The organism is Streptomyces viridochromogenes DSM 40736, assembly GCF_000158955.1.
In the GTDB taxonomy this organism is placed as follows: Bacteria; Actinomycetota; Actinomycetes; order Streptomycetales; family Streptomycetaceae; genus Streptomyces; species Streptomyces venetus.
Map to the genome: position 1 here is coordinate 4,208,011 of NZ_GG657757.1, position 15,991 is coordinate 4,224,001.

Consider the following 15,991-nt stretch of genomic DNA (forward strand, 5'->3'; position numbering starts at 1 on the left):
TTTGGCCGGTACCCGTCGGTGGGCAGTTAGAGAGAACTCTCACTTCTACCGGCGGGTCGACCGCCGATAAGTGGTTAAAATCGCGGTTGACCAGCGAGGACGGGGCGCCTCGAAGGTCCTGGGCACGGGCACGTCATGCGGGCGACGTACCGTATGGGCGCGGGCTCAGGTACCGTGGAAGCCCTACGGACCGGTCTCTCCGCGGAGAGTCCGTGCCGGACCATGAACGCGTGTCAAGACTCTGGGGCCGTCGAGCCCCGTCGTTGAGGGGGTCGAGCCATGGGGCGCGGCCGGGCCAAGGCCAAGCAGACGAAGGTCGCCCGCCAGCTGAAGTACAACAGCGGTGGGACTGACCTCTCACGCCTGGCCGAGGAGCTGGGTGCATCGCCTTCGAATCCGCAGCCGCCTAACGGCGAGCCGTTCGAAGACGATGATCAGGACGAGGACCTGTACGCACGGTACGCCGACCTCTATGAGGACGACGACGAGGACGAGGACGACCAGTCCTCACAACACCGTCGCGGCGCTTGACCCTGCACTGCATCAACCCGGTCGGTGACTCCGGTCACCGACCGGGTTCTGTGCTGCCCGCAGGGTTACGACCCCGCGGGCTCAGTCACCTCAGTTCGCGTAGTCACCGATCAGGGCGGCACCGGTGGTGTGCTCGCCCCGGTCCGTGATCTCTCCGGCCACCCAGGCGTCCACGCCGCGGTCGGCCAGGGTCGCCAGGGCCACGTCCACGGACTCCTGCGGCACGATCGCGATCATGCCGACGCCCATGTTCAGGGTCTTCTCCAGCTCCAGGCGCTCGACGTCGCCCGTCCGCCCGACGAGGTCGAAGATCGGCCCCGGGGTCCAGGTGGAGCGGTCGACGATCGCGTGCAGCTCGTCGGGGATGACCCGGGCCAGGTTGGCCGCGAGCCCGCCGCCGGTGACGTGGCTGAAGGCGTGCACCTCGGTGGTGCGCATCAGGGCCAGGCAGTCCAGCGAGTAGATCTTGGTGGGCTCCAGCAGCTCCTCGCCGAGGCTGCGGCCGAGCTCGTCGATGTGGGTGTCCAGGGCGAGACCGGCCTGGTTCAGCAGGACGTGCCGGACGAGGGAGTACCCGTTCGAGTGAAGACCGGAGGACGCCATGGCGATCACCGCGTCACCCGTCCGGATACGATCCGCGCCGAGCAGCCGGTCGGCCTCCACGACGCCCGTACCGGCGCCGGCGACGTCGAAGTCGTCCTCGCCCAGCAGGCCCGGGTGCTCGGCCGTCTCACCGCCGACCAGGGCGCAGCCGGCCAGCACACAGCCTTCCGCGATGCCCTTGACGATGGCGGCGACCCGCTCGGGGTGGACCTTGCCGACGCAGATGTAGTCGGTCATGAACAGCGGCTCGGCGCCGCACACCACGATGTCGTCCATGACCATGGCGACCAGGTCGTGGCCGATGGAGTCGTAGACGCCCATCTGCCGGGCGATGTCGACCTTGGTGCCGACTCCGTCCGTGGCGGAGGCGAGCAGGGGCCGCTCGTAGTTCTTCAGGGCGGAGGCGTCGAAGAGTCCGGCGAAGCCGCCGAGGCCGCCGAGGACCTCGGGGCGCTGGGCCTTCTTGACCCACTCCTTCATCAGCTCGACGGCGCGGTCGCCGGCTTCGATGTCGACGCCCGCGGCTGCGTAGCTGGCGCCGCCCTCGGCACTGGGGTTCTCAGACATGGCTGTGAGAGCTTTCGTGTCGTACGGCAGGTGATACGGGCTGACTACGGGCGGCGGATCGCGTCGGCGGCGGCCGTGGCGGCCGGGCCGGCGGCCAGCTCGGTCTCGAGGAGCTGCTTGCCGAGCAGCTCGGGGTCCGGGAGGTCCATCGGGTACTCGCCGTCGAAGCAGGCGCGGCAGAGGTTCGGCTTGGCGATGGTGGTCGCCTCGATCATGCCGTCGATGGAGATGTACGCCAGGGAGTCGGCGCCCATCGAGGTGCCGATCTCGTCGACGGTCATGCCGTTGGCGATGAGCTCGGCGCGGGTGGCGAAGTCGATGCCGAAGAAGCAGGGCCACTTCACGGGCGGCGATGAGATCCGGATGTGGACCTCGGCGGCGCCCGCCTCGCGAAGCATGCGGACCAGGGCCCGCTGGGTGTTGCCGCGCACGATCGAGTCGTCGACGACGACCAGGCGCTTGCCCTTGATGACTTCCTTCAGCGGGTTCAGCTTCAGGCGGATGCCCAGCTGGCGGATCGTCTGCGAGGGCTGGATGAACGTACGGCCGACGTAGGCGTTCTTCACCAGGCCGGCGCCGAAGGGGATGCCGGAGGCCTCCGCGTAGCCGATGGCGGCCGGGGTGCCCGATTCCGGGGTCGCTATGACCAGGTCGGCCTCGGCCGGGGCCTCCTTCGCCAGGCGGCGGCCCATCTCCACGCGGGAGAGGTAGACGTTCCGGCCGGCGATGTCGGTGTCCGGGCGGGCCAGGTACACGTACTCGAAGACACAGCCCTTGGGCTTCGCGTCCGCGAATCGGGAGCTGCGCAGACCGTTCTCGTCGATGGCGACGAACTCGCCCGGCTCGATCTCCCGGACGAAGCTGGCGCCGCAGATGTCGAGGGCCGCGGACTCGGAGGCGACGACCCAGCCGCGCTCCAGCCGGCCGAGGACCAGCGGGCGGATGCCCTGCGGGTCGCGGGCCGCGTACAGGGTGTGCTCGTCCATGAAGACCAGCGAGAAGGCGCCCTTGACCTGCGGGAGGACCGTGTGAGCGGCCTCTTCGATGGTCAGCGGCTTGCCGTCCTCGTCGGTCTGGGCCGCGAGGAGGGCGGTCAGCAGGTCGGTGTCGTTGGTGGCCGCCACGCGCGGCGTCCGGCCGCCCTCCTGCTTGGGCAGGTCGGCGACCATCTCGGCGAGCTGGGCGGTGTTGACGAGGTTGCCGTTGTGGCCGAGCGCGATGGAGCCGTGCCCGGTGGCACGGAACGTCGGCTGGGCGTTCTCCCATACGGACGCGCCGGTGGTCGAGTAGCGGGCGTGACCGACCGCGATGTGACCCTGGAGCGAACCGAGGGAGGTCTCGTCGAAGACCTGGGAGACCAGGCCCATGTCCTTGAAGACGAGGATCTGTGAGCCGTTGCTGACCGCGATTCCCGCGGATTCCTGGCCTCGATGCTGGAGGGCGTAGAGCCCGAAGTACGTGAGCTTGGCGACCTCTTCGCCCGGAGCCCAGACACCGAAGACGCCACAAGCGTCCTGGGGGCCCTTCTCACCGGGGAGCAGGTCGTGGTTGAGTCGTCCGTCACCACGTGGCACGCCACCGAGTGTAGGCGAGGTCGACCACTGGTCCGAATTGGGGATTCCGGACTTTTCGTGGCTCACTGCTCGGCGACGGCTCGCACGCTCGTGCCGTTTTGGCTGGTCAGCGTGAGGGTGTGGTGATCGACTTCGTACTTCAGCTTCCCGTCGAAAAGACGCAGCAGGGTCTTCTCGTCGGCCATGAGTGAGTCTTCGCACATCATTCGGGTCGTGGCCGGGGGGCCCAGGGTGATGTCCCCGTCGCGCACGGTGGCCTGGGCGTTCACCTTGTTGCAGCCGAGGCTGCCGGAGACGGTGCCCTTCTTCGCGTCGAAGGTGAGGTGGGCGCGGCCGTCGGTGCGCGGGGTCGTGACGGTCCACCTGGTGCCGCTCAGCGGGGTGTCCCCGGCCTTGGTCAGGCGGACGGTGTCGCCGCGTTCGGTGGTGAGGGTGAGGCGGTCACCGGCCACCCGGGCCCTGAACTCCTGGTCGGAGAGCGTGCGCGCGAGGGTCGCCTCGAACTCCATGGGCTTGTTCTCGCAGGCCATCTCCGTGGCCCTGGTCTTGCTGAGCCGGACGCGGTCGCCGTCGACGGTGGCCTCGGCGCCGAAGTTGTTGCAGCCGAAACTGCCCTCGGCCCGGCCCTTGTCGATGGTCATGTGGGCGCCGGTCGGGGCCTTCTGGGTCCTGCCGTCGGCGGTGACGCTGTCCACGTTCCACCGCACGCCGGTCACCGGCTTCCCGGCACCGACCGAGGCGCTGCCGCCGTCCGCCTTCTCACTGCCGCAGGCCGCCACGAGCGGGACGAGCATGGCGGCGGCCGTCAGGGTGATGCGCTGCTTCTGCCTGTCCATGCCACTTCGACGGGGCACCCGGGGGGATCGGTTCCCCTTATGTCATCAGCGGCAGGTAGGCCGACAGGTCCGCGCGCTCGCCGCTCGCGCTGACCGCGGCGTCCTGGAGCGCCTGCTGCCAGGTCACCCTCCCGGTCGCCAGCCGGATCCAGGTGAGCGGGTCCGTCTCGACGACGTTGGGCGGGGTGCCGCGGGTGTGTCTCGGCCCCGCCACGCACTGCACCACCGCGTACGGCGGCACCCGCACCTCGGTGGAGCCGCCGGGCGCCTTCGCGGCCAGCGCGTCGGCGAGCAGCCGGGTGCACGCGGCCAGGGCCTGACGGTCGTAGCGGATGTCCAGGCCGGAGACGGCGGCGTTGAGGTCGTCGGTGTGGACGACGAGTTCGACGGTCCGGGTGACGACGTAGTCGGCGAGGGGGAGCGCGCCGGCGCTGGTGGCGAGCAGCCTGGTGCCGGGGTGCGCGTCGAGGTCGGCGGTGAAGCGCTCCTCGGTGGCGGCGAGGTAGGCATCCGGGTCCGGGTGACGTTCGGCCAGTTCCTTCGCATACGCGGCGATGTCCGGTGCCTCGGCGGCGATCGCGAAGGGCCAGTCGAGCAGCGTGCCGTCCTGCTGGGCGGGCTCCGGCAGGCCGACCAGGCGGGAGACCGCCCGGAGTGTCATCCCGAGGTGCGCCACCAGATCCCGGACCGTCCAGTCGCCGAGCCGGGTGGGCAGGGCGAGCTGCTCGGGCGTCAGGGTCGCCACGGCGGCCCGTACGTTCCCGAACTGGGCGAGCACGGCCGCGCGGATCTTGGCGGGGTCGTAACTACGGGTGCGCTTCTTGGCCGGTGGCATGGGGGTCAGCCTAGGACGGCGGCTCCGGAGGGCTTCTCGAAGGTCTCCTCGTGGAGGACGCCCCGCACCGACAACAGGCCCCGCACGTCACCGTGCGGGGCCTCGTCGTCGAACCGCCTCGGTGGCTACGCCAGCAGCGCCGGGATCGTCGCCTCGTGCGTCTCGCGCAGCTCGGCCAGGGAGAGCGCGAACTCGCCCTGGACGTCCACGGCGTCACCGTCCACGACACCGATACGGGTGGCCGGGAGGCCCCGCGCCCCGCACATGTCGTTGAAGCGGACCTCCTCCGAGCGCGGCACGGCCACGACCGCACGGCCCGCCGACTCGGAGAAGAGGAAGGTGAAGGCGTCCAGACCGTCCGGGACGATCAGGCGGGCGCCCTTGCCGCCGAGCAGCGCCGACTCGACCACGGCCTGGATCAGACCGCCGTCGGACAGGTCGTGCGCGGAGTCGATCATGCCGTCGCGGGAGGCGGAGATCAGGATCTCGGCCAGCAGCCGCTCACGCTCCAGGTCCACCTGCGGCGGCAGTCCGCCCAGGTGGTCGTGGACGACCTGGGACCAGGCCGAACCACCGAACTCCTCACGCGTGTCGCCGAGGAGGTAGAGCAGCTGGCCCTCCTCCTGGAAGGCGACGGGCGTGCGGCGGGCCACGTCGTCGATCACGCCGAGGACTGCGACCACCGGGGTCGGGTGGATGGCCGCCTCGCCCGTCTGGTTGTAGAGCGAGACGTTGCCGCCGGTCACCGGGGTGCCGAGCTGCTGGCAGGCGTCCGCCAGACCGCGCACGGCCTCCGCGAACTGCCACATCACCGCGGGGTCCTCGGGCGAGCCGAAGTTCAGGCAGTCGGAGACGGCGAGGGGCTTGGCGCCGGTCGTGGCGACGTTGCGGTACGCCTCCGCCAGGGCCAACTGGGCGCCGTGGTAGGGGTCGAGCTTGGCGTACCGGCCGTTGCCGTCCGTCGCGATGGCCACGCCGAGGCCGGACTCCTCGTCGATCCGGATCATGCCGGAGTCCTCGGGCTGGGCGAGGACGGTGTTGCCCTGCACGAAGTGGTCGTACTGCGAGGTGATCCAGGACTTGGAGGCCTGGTTCGGGGAGCCGACCAGCTTCAGGACCTGGTCCTTCAGCTCCTCGGAGGTCACCGGGCGGGGCAGCTTGTTCGCGTCGTCCGCCTGGAGGGTGTCCTGCCAGGACGGGCGGGCGTACGGGCGCTCGTAGACCGGGCCCTCGTGGGCGACCGTGCGCGGGTCGACGTCGACGATCTTGCCGCCGTGCCAGTAGATCTCCAGGCGGTCGCCGTCGGTCACCTCACCGATGACGGTGGCGATGACGTCCCACTTCTCGCAGATCTCCAGGAAGCGGTCGACCTTCTCCGGCTCGACGACCGCGCACATGCGCTCCTGCGACTCGCTCATGAGGATCTCCTCGGGCGAGAGCGTGGAGTCGCGCAGGGGGACGTCGTCCAGGGTGACGCGCATGCCGCCGGAGCCATTGGAGGCGAGCTCGGAGGTGGCACAGGACAGACCGGCGGCGCCGAGGTCCTGGATGCCGACGACCAGCTTCTCCTGGAAGGCCTCCAGGGTGCACTCGATGAGGAGCTTCTCCTGGAAGGGGTCGCCGACCTGGACGGCCGGGCGCTTCGAGGGCTTGGCGTCGTCGAAGGTCTCGGAGGCCAGGATCGAGGCGCCGCCGATGCCGTCGCCGCCGGTCCGGGCCCCGTACAGGATGACCTTGTTGCCCGCGCCGGACGCCTTCGCGAGGTGGATGTCCTCGTGCCGCATGACGCCGATGGCACCGGCGTTGACCAGCGGGTTGCCCTGGTAGCAGGCGTCGAAGACGACCTCGCCGCCGATGTTGGGCAGACCCAGGCAGTTGCCGTAGCCGCCGATACCGGCGACGACACCCGGCAGCACGCGCTTGGTGTCGGGGTGGTCGGCCGCGCCGAAGCGGAGCGGGTCGACGACGGCGACGGGCCGCGCACCCATGGCGATGATGTCGCGGACGATGCCGCCCACACCCGTGGCCGCGCCCTGGTAGGGCTCGACGTACGACGGGTGGTTGTGCGACTCGACCTTGAAGGTGACCGCGTAGCCCTGGCCGACGTCGACGACACCGGCGTTCTCGCCGATACCGACGAGCATCGCGTCGGACTCGGGGGCCTTCTCACCGAACTGGCGCAGGTGGACCTTGCTGCTCTTGTACGAGCAGTGCTCCGACCACATCACCGAGTACATGGCGAGCTCGGCCCCGGTGGGCCGGCGGCCGAGGATCTCCACGACCCGCTCGTACTCGTCCTTCTTCAGGCCCAGTTCGGCCCAGGGCAGCTCGACGTCGGGGGTCGCGGCCGCGTGCTCGACCGTGTCCAGAGGCGTCCGGCTCATGCGTTGACCAGCTTCTTGAGGATCGAGGTGAAGAACGGCAGACCGTCGGTACGACCGGTACCGATCAGCGGCTCGACGGCGTGCTCGGGGTGCGGCATGAGGCCGACCACGTTGCCGGCCTCGTTGCTGACGCCGGCGATGTCCCGCTGGGAGCCGTTGGGGTTGCCGTATCCGTCAGCGGCTTCGCCGTGGACGAGGTACCGGAAGGCGACCCGGCCCTCGGCCTCCAGTTTGTCGAGCGTGTACGCGTCGGCGACGTACTGCCCGTCGTTGTTCTTCAGCGGGATGGAGATCTCCTGGCCGGCCGCGTAGTCGGTGGTCCAGGAGGTCTCGGCGTTCTCCACGCGCAGCTTCTGGTCGCGGCAGATGAAGTGCAGGTGGTCGTTGCGGAGCATCGTGCCCGGCAGCAGGTGGGCCTCGGTGAGGATCTGGAAGCCGTTGCAGATGCCGAGTACCGGCAGACCGGCCTTCGCCTGCTCCAGCAGGGGCTCCATCACCGGCGAGAAGCGGGCGATGGCCCCGGCGCGCAGATAGTCGCCGTAGGAGAAACCACCGCACAGCACCACCGCGTCGACCTGCTTGAGGTCCTTGTCCTTGTGCCACAGGGCGACCGGCTCGGCGCCCGCGACCCGGATCGCGCGCTGCGTGTCGCGGTCGTCCAGACTGCCGGGGAAAGTGACGACGCCAATACGAGCGGTCACTTCGCGGCCTCCGCGACTTCCTCGACCCGGACGGTGAAGTCCTCGATCACGGTGTTCGCGAGGAAGGACTCCGCAAGATCGTGAATGCGGGCGAGGGCGGCCTCGTCGACCGGCCCGTCAACTTCCAGTTCGAAACGCTTTCCCTGGCGGACGTCCGAGATCCCGTCGAAACCCAGCCGCGGCAGTGCGCGCTGCACCGCCTGGCCCTGGGGGTCGAGGATCTCCGGCTTGAGCATGACGTCGACTACGACGCGTGCCACTGGCACTCCCGGTGTGTGGTGCTGAGCAGGTTCCTTCAGACTACCCGCACAAAATTTCTACGCGCGTCGACTTGTAGGAATCTACGTGACCGTCATCACGATCCGGCATCGACGGGGGCACACACGAGAATTTCCGGGAAAGATTCCGGCTCGACACCCGAAACCTATTGCGTTCGGACACGCGGAAGGATTTAGTCGGGCTTCACAATGCATTGCCGGGCACTGTACAAACTAATTGGCAAAGTGCCGCATGAAGGGACCGATATTCGTGGCGCAGAAGGTCGTGGTCACTCTCTTTGACGACATCGACGGCTCGGAAGCGACGGAAACGATCGCCTTCGGACTGGACGGCAAGTCGTACGAGATCGACCTGAGCGAAGTCAACGCCGGAGAACTGCGGAAGGCGCTCGCGCCCTACGTGGAGGCCGGCCGCAAGCGGTCCCGCTCGGGCCGGGCGTACCGGCAGACGGAGGTCGCCCCCGACCCGTCGGCCGTACGGGCCTGGGCCCAGGCCAACAAGATGGAGGTCCCCGCGCGCGGGCGCATCCCCAAGAGGGTCTACGAGGCGTTCACCGCCGCGCAGTGACGGTCCGGAGAGCCCGGACCCACGGCCGGTCACCCGCCCCTCGCGGCAACCGACTTGCGCAGCACCCCTGCTGATCAGTTAGAGTCTGGAGCACGCCGAGGGGCGAGGTCGAAAGGCCCAGCTCACGGAGACATGCGGGTGTAGTTCAGTAGTAGAACATCCCCCTTCCAGGGGGAAGGCGCAGTGTGCGATTCCTGTCACCCGCTCTGCACCGCCGTACCGACCACTCTTGTGGATCAGGTAGGCTGGTGCGCGCACCGGCCAGTGAAAGCTGGTCGGGGGCAAAATGCGGACGTAGCTCAGTTGGTAGAGCGCAACCTTGCCAAGGTTGAGGTCGCGAGTTCGAACCTCGTCGTCCGCTCGGGAATCAGACCCCGGTCCTGATGGACCGGGGTCTTTTCGTGTCCCCCGAGTGCCCCCCGAGTGCCCGCGGATGTCTTCGGGTGTCCCTCGGATGTCTTCGCGTGTCCGTCTGACATTTGTCATGCCGAGTGATGACAGCGCGCACTGCAACCGGCCCCGGCGGGCCGGGACGCTGAAGGCATGGAGACGAACGAACACGAACACGTGATTGAGGTCACTGACCTGCGACGTGTCTACGGGGGCGGGTTCGAGGCGGTACGCGGAATCGACTTTTCCGTACGACGCGGAGAGATCTTCGCCCTGCTGGGCACCAACGGCGCGGGAAAGACGTCGACCGTCGAACTGCTGGAGGGCCTCGCGGCACCGGCGGACGGCCGGGTGCGGGTCCTCGGGCACGACCCGTACACCGAGCGGGCCCTCGTACGGCCCCGCACCGGCGTGATGCTCCAGGAAGGCGGCTTTCCGTCCGAGCTGACCGTCGCGGAGACCGCACGGATGTGGGCGGGCTGCGTGAGCGGGGCCCGGCCTCCGGCGGAGGTGCTGGCACTGGTCGGCCTGGAGTCGAAGGCCCGTGTCCGGGTGAAGCAGCTGTCCGGCGGCCAGAAGCGCCGCCTGGACCTGGCGCTCGCCCTGCTCGGCGACCCCGAGGTGCTCTTCCTGGACGAACCGTCCACCGGCCTGGACGCCGAAGGCCGCCGGGACACCTGGGAGTTGGTGAGCGCGCTGCGCGACGGCGGTACCACGGTGCTGCTGACCACGCACTACCTGGAGGAGGCTGAGCACCTCGCCGACCGGCTGGCGATCATGCACGAGGGCCGGATCGCCGCCACCGGCACACCGGCCGAGGTGACCGCCGCACAGCCGTCGCGGATCACCTTCGAGCTCCCCGAGGGCTACTTCGTCGGTGACCTTCCGCCGCTCGACGAGCTGGGCGTGGGCGGGCACGACACCGACGGCCGGATCGTCCGGCTGCGCACCCACGAACTGCAGCGGACGGCCACCGGACTGCTGATGTGGGCCGCACAGGCCCGGGTCGAACTGCGCCGCCTGGACGTGCGGTCGGCCTCCCTGGAAGAGGCGTTCCTCGGGATCGCCAAGGAGGTCTCCGCCGAGCGGAACACCGGCAGCAACGTGAAGGAGTACGCGGCATGAGCGCCACCCACACGACGGCCCGCCCGGCATCGGCGGCGACCACTGCGCTGAGCCGGATGACGGCTCTGGCGCGCGCCGAACTGACCCTCCTCGGACGGACCAAGGGCGCGCTGGTCGCCGCCGTGTTCGTGCCGCTGGTGATGCCGGTCAGCGTGCGGGCGGCGGCCAAGGACATGGACCTCGCCGCAGCCGGGCTGAACACCGGCACCTTGGTGCTGCCCGCCTCGATCGGCTTCTCCCTGCTGTTCGCCGTCTACTCGGTGCTCGTCGGCAGCTACGTCGTCCGGCGCGAGGAACTCGTCCTCAAGCGGCTGCGCACCGGTGAGCTGCGGGACTTCGAGATCCTGGCCGGCTCCGCGCTGCCCGCCGTCCTCACCGGGCTCGGGCAGTGCCTGCTGCTGACGGCGGCCTGCACCACGCTGCTGGACATGTCCGCGCCGTCCGCGCCCCATCTGGTCGTCGCCGGCGTGCTGTTGGGGCTGGTGCTGTGCGCCGCCCTCGCCGCGGCCACCGCGGCCTTCACCCGGACCGGCGAGAGCGCCCAGGCCACGCCCATGCCCCTGATGCTCGTCTCGATGATGGGCTCCGGCATGTTCTTCCCGCTGGAGCTGCTGCCGGACAAGCTGGCCTCCGTCTGCGAACTGCTGCCGCTGACGCCCGTCGTCAGCCTGGTGCGCGGCGGCTGGACCGGAGACCTGTCCGCCTCCGACGCACTGGGCGCCGTCGCCACCGCGGTGGCCTGGATCGCCATCGCCGTGTTTGCTGTACAGCGGCGGTTCCGCTGGGAACCGCGGCGCTGAGACCGGAGGGGGAGGGTCGGGCTGATGCGCGGGCCGGGCAGGTGGTGGCGGCGGAAGACCACGCCGGAGAAGGTCGAGACATACACGCGGTGGTCGTTCCACCTCTTCGGAGTGATGGAGTTCCTCTCCGCCGGGGTCACGTCCTTCGCTCCCCTCGGGCCACGGCTGGGCGGCTGGGTCCTGCTGATGGTGGGCGTGCACGCCGTGATGTGCTTCGCCACCGTGTCCCGGGCGCTGGACTGGACGCGTGGCCGCAGGCCCCAGCCCGTGGGACTGCTGTGCACCCTGGCGGCCGTCACCGCCGCGATCTCCGCCGCCGCGCTCGGCATCGCCGAGCACGGACCGGGCGGTGAGGGTGTCGACGCCGCCGCGGGTGGTGTCTTCGGCGTCGTCCTGATCTTCGGTCCGGGCATCATCGCGCTCGGCGTCCGCAACCGGCGGCGCGCTTTCGGGATCGCGGGCGGTTTCGCGGCGGGCGCCTGGGCCGTGGCCTTCGCATTCGGTGCCTCCCCGTTCGCGGCGCTCGTCACCGCGTTGATCGTGCTGCTCGGCGGCACGTTCATCGCCTTCGTAGCCGTCTTCTCCGTGTGGTTGCTCAACGCCGTCTACGAACTCGACGAGGCCCGCGAGACCCGGGCCCGGCTCGCCGTCGCCGAGGAGCGGCTCAGGTTCGGGCGGGATCTGCACGACGTCATGGGACGCAACCTCGCCGTGATCGCGCTCAAGAGCGAACTGGCCGTGCAGCTCGCCCAGCGGGGGCGGCCGGAAGCCGTGGCGCAGATGGTCGAGGTGCAGCGGCTCGCGCACGAGTCGCAGCGGGAGGTACGGGAGGTCGTCCGCGGCTATCGCGAGGTCGACCTCGGGGCGGAACTGGCCGGGGCGCAGGGTGTGCTGACCGCGGCCGGCATCGACTGCACGGTCACCGGGCGGGTGCCGGCGGGGCTGCCGGCCGGGGTGCAGTCCGCCCTCGGGTGGGTCGTCCGGGAGGCGGCCACGAATGTGCTGCGGCACGGGGATCCGCGACGGTGCGGGATACGGCTGCGGGTGTCGGAGGAGCGGGTGGTGTTGTCCGTGGAGAACGACGGGGTGCTCCCGGAGGCTGAGGCCGGGGTGTCCGGATCTTCCGGCTCGGGACTCGCCGGGCTGCGGGAGCGGCTGGCGGAGATCGACGGGACGTTGGAGGCGGGGCCTGCGGGAAAGGGGACCTTCCGGCTGACGGCGGAGATTCCCCTGCCGTCGGTGCCTGCCCCTTCCGGCCTTGTCCCGTCCGCCGCCGCCGTGCGATCCGTGAGTGAGGTCACTCCATGACGGCCGTGGAGCCCGTACGGCTGCTGCTCGCCGACGACGAGCACCTCATCCGTGGGGCGCTCGCCGCGCTGCTGGCGCTGGAGGACGACCTCATGATCGTCGCCGAGGCGGCCACCGGGCCGGAGGCCATGGCGATGGCCCGGGCGCACAAGCCCGACGTCGCCGTACTGGATCTCCAGATGCCCGGCGCCGACGGTGTGAAGGTCGCCACATCCCTGCGCGTCGAACTGCCCGCCTGCAGGGTGCTCATCGTCACCAGTCACGGGCGGCCCGGACATCTGAAGCGGGCGCTGGAGGCCGGGGTGCGGGGGTTCGTGCCGAAGACCGTGAGCGCGCAGCGGCTCGCGGAGATCATCCGCACGGTGCACGCGGGCAACCGGTACGTCGACCCGGAGTTGGCCGCCGACGCGATCGCCGCAGGGGACTCACCGCTGACCGTGCGGGAGGCCGAGGTGCTGGAACTGGCCGCCGACGGTGCGCCCGTGGCGGAGATCGCGGAGCGGGCCGCGCTGTCGCAGGGGACCGTGCGGAACTACCTGTCGTCGGCGGTGTCGAAGCTCGGGGCGGAGAACCGGCATGCGGCGGTGCGGCTCGCACGGGAGCGAGGTTGGGTATAGTGGTTCTCGCGCCACGGCGCATGCGAACGTAGCTCAGTTGGTAGAGCGCAACCTTGCCAAGGTTGAGGTCGCGAGTTCGAACCTCGTCGTTCGCTCCAGTGAGAAGCCCCCCGGCTCCGGCCGGGGGGCTTCTCCGTGTCCTAGCTCCAGCTGGTGCCGGTCAGGCGCTCGTACGCCTCCACGTACTTGGCGCGGGTGGCGTCGACGACCTGCTGCGGCAGCGCGGGCGGCGGCTGCTCGCTCTTCCTGTCCCAGCCGGACTCCGCCGAGGTCAGCCAGTCCCGCACGAACTGCTTGTCGTACGACGGCTGCGCGCGGCCCGGCTGCCACTGGTCGGCCGGCCAGAAGCGGGAGGAGTCCGCGGTGAGGACCTCGTCCGCGAGGACCAGGTCGTCGCCGTCGAAGCCGAACTCGAACTTGGTGTCCGCGAGGATGATGCCCCGCTCCCGGGCGATGTCCCGGCCCCGCGAGTAGACGGCGAGGGTCGCCTGGCGCAGCCGGGCCGCGGTGTCCGCGCCGACCTGGCGGGCGACCTCCTCGTAGGAGACGTTCTCGTCGTGCTCGCCGACGGCGGCCTTGGTGGCCGGGGTGAAGATCGGGGCGGGCAGTTCACTGCCGTCGACCAGACCCTCCGGGAGGGCGAGCCCGCAGACCGTCCGGGTCTCCTCGTACTCGACCAGGCCCGAACCGGTGAGGTAGCCGCGCGCCACGCACTCCACGGGGACCATCTGGAGGGACTTGCAGACCAGCGTGCGCCCCTCCCAGTCGGCGGGGGCACCGGCGGGCAGCTCGGTGCTCAGGACGTGGTTCGGGACCAGGTCGGCGAGCTGGTCGAACCACCACAGGGAGAGCTGCGTGAGGACCCGGCCCTTGTCGGGGATCTCGGTCGGCAGCACCCAGTCGTACGCGGAGATGCGGTCGCTGGCGACCATCACGAGGTCGCCCGCCTCGTTCTGGTACAGCTCGCGCACCTTGCCGGTGTGCAGGTGCACCAGGCCCGGAACCTGGAGCGGCTCGGGCTTTTCTACGAATCCGGACACGGTTCCTCCCCGTGGTTCTGTCCAATGGGTCGATTCTCCCGTATGCGGGGGGCGATCGCGGACAGCGGGGTCGGTCGCGGACCGTGCGGCGGTCGAAGTCAGTCGCGTTTGCAGATGCGGTCCAACAGATTCGCGGTGGCGCGCTGGATGCGGGCGTCGACGTGGCCGGGGCGGTCCAGGGCGGGCGTCCAGGCGAACGTTCCGGATGCGAAGACCCAGGCGCCGGAGGGCGCGCGGTACAGGGACGTCTCCTGGTGGCGAACGGCGCCATCCTTGTCGGAGTACGGGGAGTGGGCGAGCAGCACGCGCTCCTCGTGCTCGGGCAGCGGGGTGCGCGGGAAGTAGCGGTCGGCCTCGCCCGCCACCAGACCCTCGATCTCGTCCCCCTCCTCCGCTCCCGTCGCCTCCCACAGCCAGTGGCCGGCGTTGCGCACGATCAGCGGGTGCGGCTCGGGGACCTGCCCCGCGTACTGGATGCCGATCAGCTGCTGCTCGGCCCGGTCGATCTCCCGCCACAGCACCGGCTTGCCCGGGCCCTTGCGTTTGCGGCAGGTCAGCAGGCGGTCGGGCACGCCTGAGGGGGAAGGGCCCAGTTCCACCTGCCAGTACATGGAGTTGGCGGAGAGGAAGACGAGCGAGGTGCCGGCGTCGCGTGCGAGCTCCACGGTGTCGCGCATCGCGGCCGACCAGTACTCGTCGTGACCCGGGAAGACCAGACCGCGGTAGTGGGTGGGGTCGACGCGGCCCGCGTGCAGGTCGCCGGCGGTGGCGTAGGCGATGTCGTAGCCGTAGCGCTCGGCCCAGCGGACGAAGTCGTAGGCGTGGCCGACGTGCAGGGGGAAGCCCGCGCCCGCGTACGGGCGGTCGAAGGAGACCGTGGTCGCCGCGTCGGCCTCGCCCAGCAGCCGGCCCTTCTCGTCCCAGGCGTGGTAGAGGCTGGCGCCGGTGCGGCCGTCCTCCGGGTAGAGGTTGTACGCCTGCCAGGTGATGTCGGGCAGGACGAGGAGCAGGTCGGCCGGCTGGTCGTGGCGGACCGTGAAGGGGACGTGGGACCGGTAGCCGTCGGCGGTGGTGAGGACGGCGACGTACGCGCCGACGTTCCAGTACGACGGGATCTGGAGCCGCCAGGACAGCCACCAGTGGTGGCAGGAGACCGTGCGGTCCGCGGTGAGCGGCGTGGGCTGCACGATGCCGGACAGCCGCGGGCTGGTGGTGATCTTCGCGGCGCCGTCACCGCCGTAGTGGCCGATGCGGTAGATGTCGACGCCGAACTCCTGCGGCGGGTCGACGGTGATGTGGAAGTCGATGGCCTCGCCGGGGGCGACCGCGCCGGTCGAGGTGAAGCCCTTGATCTGGCGGTGGACGTCGTCGGCCGCGCGGGGGCCGCCGGAGCGGCTGCCCTTCTTCGACGCGTGGGGCTGGTCCTGGTCCACGTACCAGGGGACGACCTGGCCGGTGTCGTCGAAGTACGTCACATGGCCGCGCAGCCACGGGACGGGGCCCTGTCCGAAGGGATCTGTCACGGCGTGCGCCAGCGCTCCCGACTCCCAGCGGCGAGTGCTCTGCTCCGAGCCCATGGTTGCTTCCCCTCCCCTTCGCCCCCGTGGTGGTGCGTACTCGTGTGGTGTGCGTACGTGTGTGGTGTGTGCGCTGTACGTGCTGTGTGCGGTGTCTGCGGTGTCTGCGGTGTCTTGCGGTCCGAGCGGTAGTGGCGCGCTTATGTGTTTGTCGTATGTCGCACGCCTTTGCCATGCACGAGAACGGTCCAAGCACATCACATAACGCGCGCACTTCGTTACTGTTCGTTTCGAATTGGCCAGAAGCGGAAGCTGCA

15 protein-coding genes and 3 tRNA genes are annotated in these 15,991 nt (G+C 70.1%); 9 read left to right on the forward strand and 9 right to left on the reverse strand.

The genetic code is table 11. The features are described from left to right. Nucleotides 1-279: 279 nt before the first annotated feature. Nucleotides 280-531, forward strand: coding sequence for a DUF3073 domain-containing protein (locus SSQG_RS18455; RefSeq protein ID WP_003991319.1), 252 nt, complete (start codon nucleotides 280-282; stop codon nucleotides 529-531). 90 nt (nucleotides 532-621) lie between these two features. Here SSQG_RS18455 and purM read toward each other — a convergent pair whose 3' ends face one another. From purM to purS, 7 genes are all read right to left on the reverse strand, one after another. Continuing rightward, on the reverse strand, nucleotides 622-1,701 hold the full coding sequence (gene purM / locus SSQG_RS18460) for a phosphoribosylformylglycinamidine cyclo-ligase (RefSeq protein ID WP_003991320.1): 1,080 nt from the start codon (nucleotides 1,699-1,701) through the stop codon (nucleotides 622-624). A gap of 44 nt (nucleotides 1,702-1,745) precedes the next feature. Beyond that, nucleotides 1,746-3,275: an amidophosphoribosyltransferase gene (purF, locus tag SSQG_RS18465; protein WP_039933057.1), complete on the reverse strand. Its 1,530-nt coding sequence runs from the start codon at nucleotides 3,273-3,275 to the stop codon at nucleotides 1,746-1,748. Nucleotides 3,276-3,337: 62 nt separating this feature from the next. Continuing rightward, nucleotides 3,338-4,111: an META domain-containing protein gene (locus tag SSQG_RS18470; protein ID WP_039933059.1), complete on the reverse strand. Its 774-nt coding sequence runs from the start codon at nucleotides 4,109-4,111 to the stop codon at nucleotides 3,338-3,340. Nucleotides 4,112-4,148: 37 nt separating this feature from the next. Next, nucleotides 4,149-4,946, reverse strand: coding sequence for a maleylpyruvate isomerase family mycothiol-dependent enzyme (locus SSQG_RS18475; RefSeq protein ID WP_003991323.1), 798 nt, complete (start codon nucleotides 4,944-4,946; stop codon nucleotides 4,149-4,151). 125 nt (nucleotides 4,947-5,071) lie between these two features. After that, entirely contained in the window at nucleotides 5,072-7,330 is a 2,259-nt protein-coding gene (gene purL / locus SSQG_RS18480) for a phosphoribosylformylglycinamidine synthase subunit PurL (protein WP_003991324.1), read from the reverse strand. Further along, complete coding sequence (gene purQ, locus SSQG_RS18485; protein ID WP_003991325.1) at nucleotides 7,327-8,031, reverse strand: phosphoribosylformylglycinamidine synthase subunit PurQ; 705 nt, start codon at nucleotides 8,029-8,031, stop codon at nucleotides 7,327-7,329. The genes purL and purQ overlap by 4 nt, the downstream gene beginning before the upstream one ends. Next, the gene (purS, locus tag SSQG_RS18490) at nucleotides 8,028-8,291 is read right to left on the reverse strand and encodes a phosphoribosylformylglycinamidine synthase subunit PurS (RefSeq protein ID WP_003991326.1); all 264 of its coding nucleotides are present in this window, start codon (nucleotides 8,289-8,291) and stop codon (nucleotides 8,028-8,030) included. The genes purQ and purS overlap by 4 nt, the downstream gene beginning before the upstream one ends. Nucleotides 8,292-8,559: 268 nt before the next feature. On the opposite strand from purS, the gene SSQG_RS18495 reads away from it, so the two are divergent. The 8 genes from SSQG_RS18495 to SSQG_RS18530 all read left to right on the forward strand — a co-directional run bounded on the left by SSQG_RS18495 (nucleotide 8,560) and on the right by SSQG_RS18530 (nucleotide 13,215). Next, nucleotides 8,560-8,877, forward strand: coding sequence for a histone-like nucleoid-structuring protein Lsr2 (locus SSQG_RS18495; RefSeq protein ID WP_003991327.1), 318 nt, complete (start codon nucleotides 8,560-8,562; stop codon nucleotides 8,875-8,877). A gap of 134 nt (nucleotides 8,878-9,011) precedes the next feature. Further along, nucleotides 9,012-9,083, forward strand: a tRNA-Gly gene (locus SSQG_RS18500). A gap of 82 nt (nucleotides 9,084-9,165) precedes the next feature. Beyond that, nucleotides 9,166-9,238: transfer RNA gene (locus tag SSQG_RS18505), tRNA-Gly, on the forward strand. Between the two features lie 182 nt (nucleotides 9,239-9,420). After that, complete coding sequence (locus SSQG_RS18510) at nucleotides 9,421-10,392, forward strand: ABC transporter ATP-binding protein (RefSeq protein ID WP_003991328.1); 972 nt, start codon at nucleotides 9,421-9,423, stop codon at nucleotides 10,390-10,392. After that, a complete protein-coding gene (locus SSQG_RS18515; protein ID WP_003991329.1) occupies nucleotides 10,389-11,192 on the forward strand; it encodes an ABC transporter permease in 804 nt (267 codons plus the stop codon). The genes SSQG_RS18510 and SSQG_RS18515 overlap by 4 nt, the downstream gene beginning before the upstream one ends. Nucleotides 11,193-11,216: 24 nt before the next feature. Further along, complete coding sequence (locus SSQG_RS18520; RefSeq protein WP_003991330.1) at nucleotides 11,217-12,500, forward strand: sensor histidine kinase; 1,284 nt, start codon at nucleotides 11,217-11,219, stop codon at nucleotides 12,498-12,500. After that, entirely contained in the window at nucleotides 12,497-13,117 is a 621-nt protein-coding gene (locus SSQG_RS18525) for a response regulator transcription factor (protein ID WP_039933062.1), read from the forward strand. The genes SSQG_RS18520 and SSQG_RS18525 overlap by 4 nt, the downstream gene beginning before the upstream one ends. Before the next feature lie 22 nt (nucleotides 13,118-13,139). Further along, nucleotides 13,140-13,215: transfer RNA gene (locus SSQG_RS18530), tRNA-Gly, on the forward strand. Nucleotides 13,216-13,257: 42 nt separating this feature from the next. On the opposite strand, the gene SSQG_RS18535 is transcribed toward SSQG_RS18530, so the two are convergent. Both SSQG_RS18535 and SSQG_RS18540 read right to left on the reverse strand, forming a co-directional pair. Beyond that, nucleotides 13,258-14,157: a phosphoribosylaminoimidazolesuccinocarboxamide synthase gene (locus SSQG_RS18535; protein WP_003991332.1), complete on the reverse strand. Its 900-nt coding sequence runs from the start codon at nucleotides 14,155-14,157 to the stop codon at nucleotides 13,258-13,260. 98 nt (nucleotides 14,158-14,255) lie between these two features. Next, on the reverse strand, nucleotides 14,256-15,734 hold the full coding sequence (locus SSQG_RS18540) for a N,N-dimethylformamidase beta subunit family domain-containing protein (protein WP_003991333.1): 1,479 nt from the start codon (nucleotides 15,732-15,734) through the stop codon (nucleotides 14,256-14,258). Nucleotides 15,735-15,991: the final 257 nt, after the last annotated feature.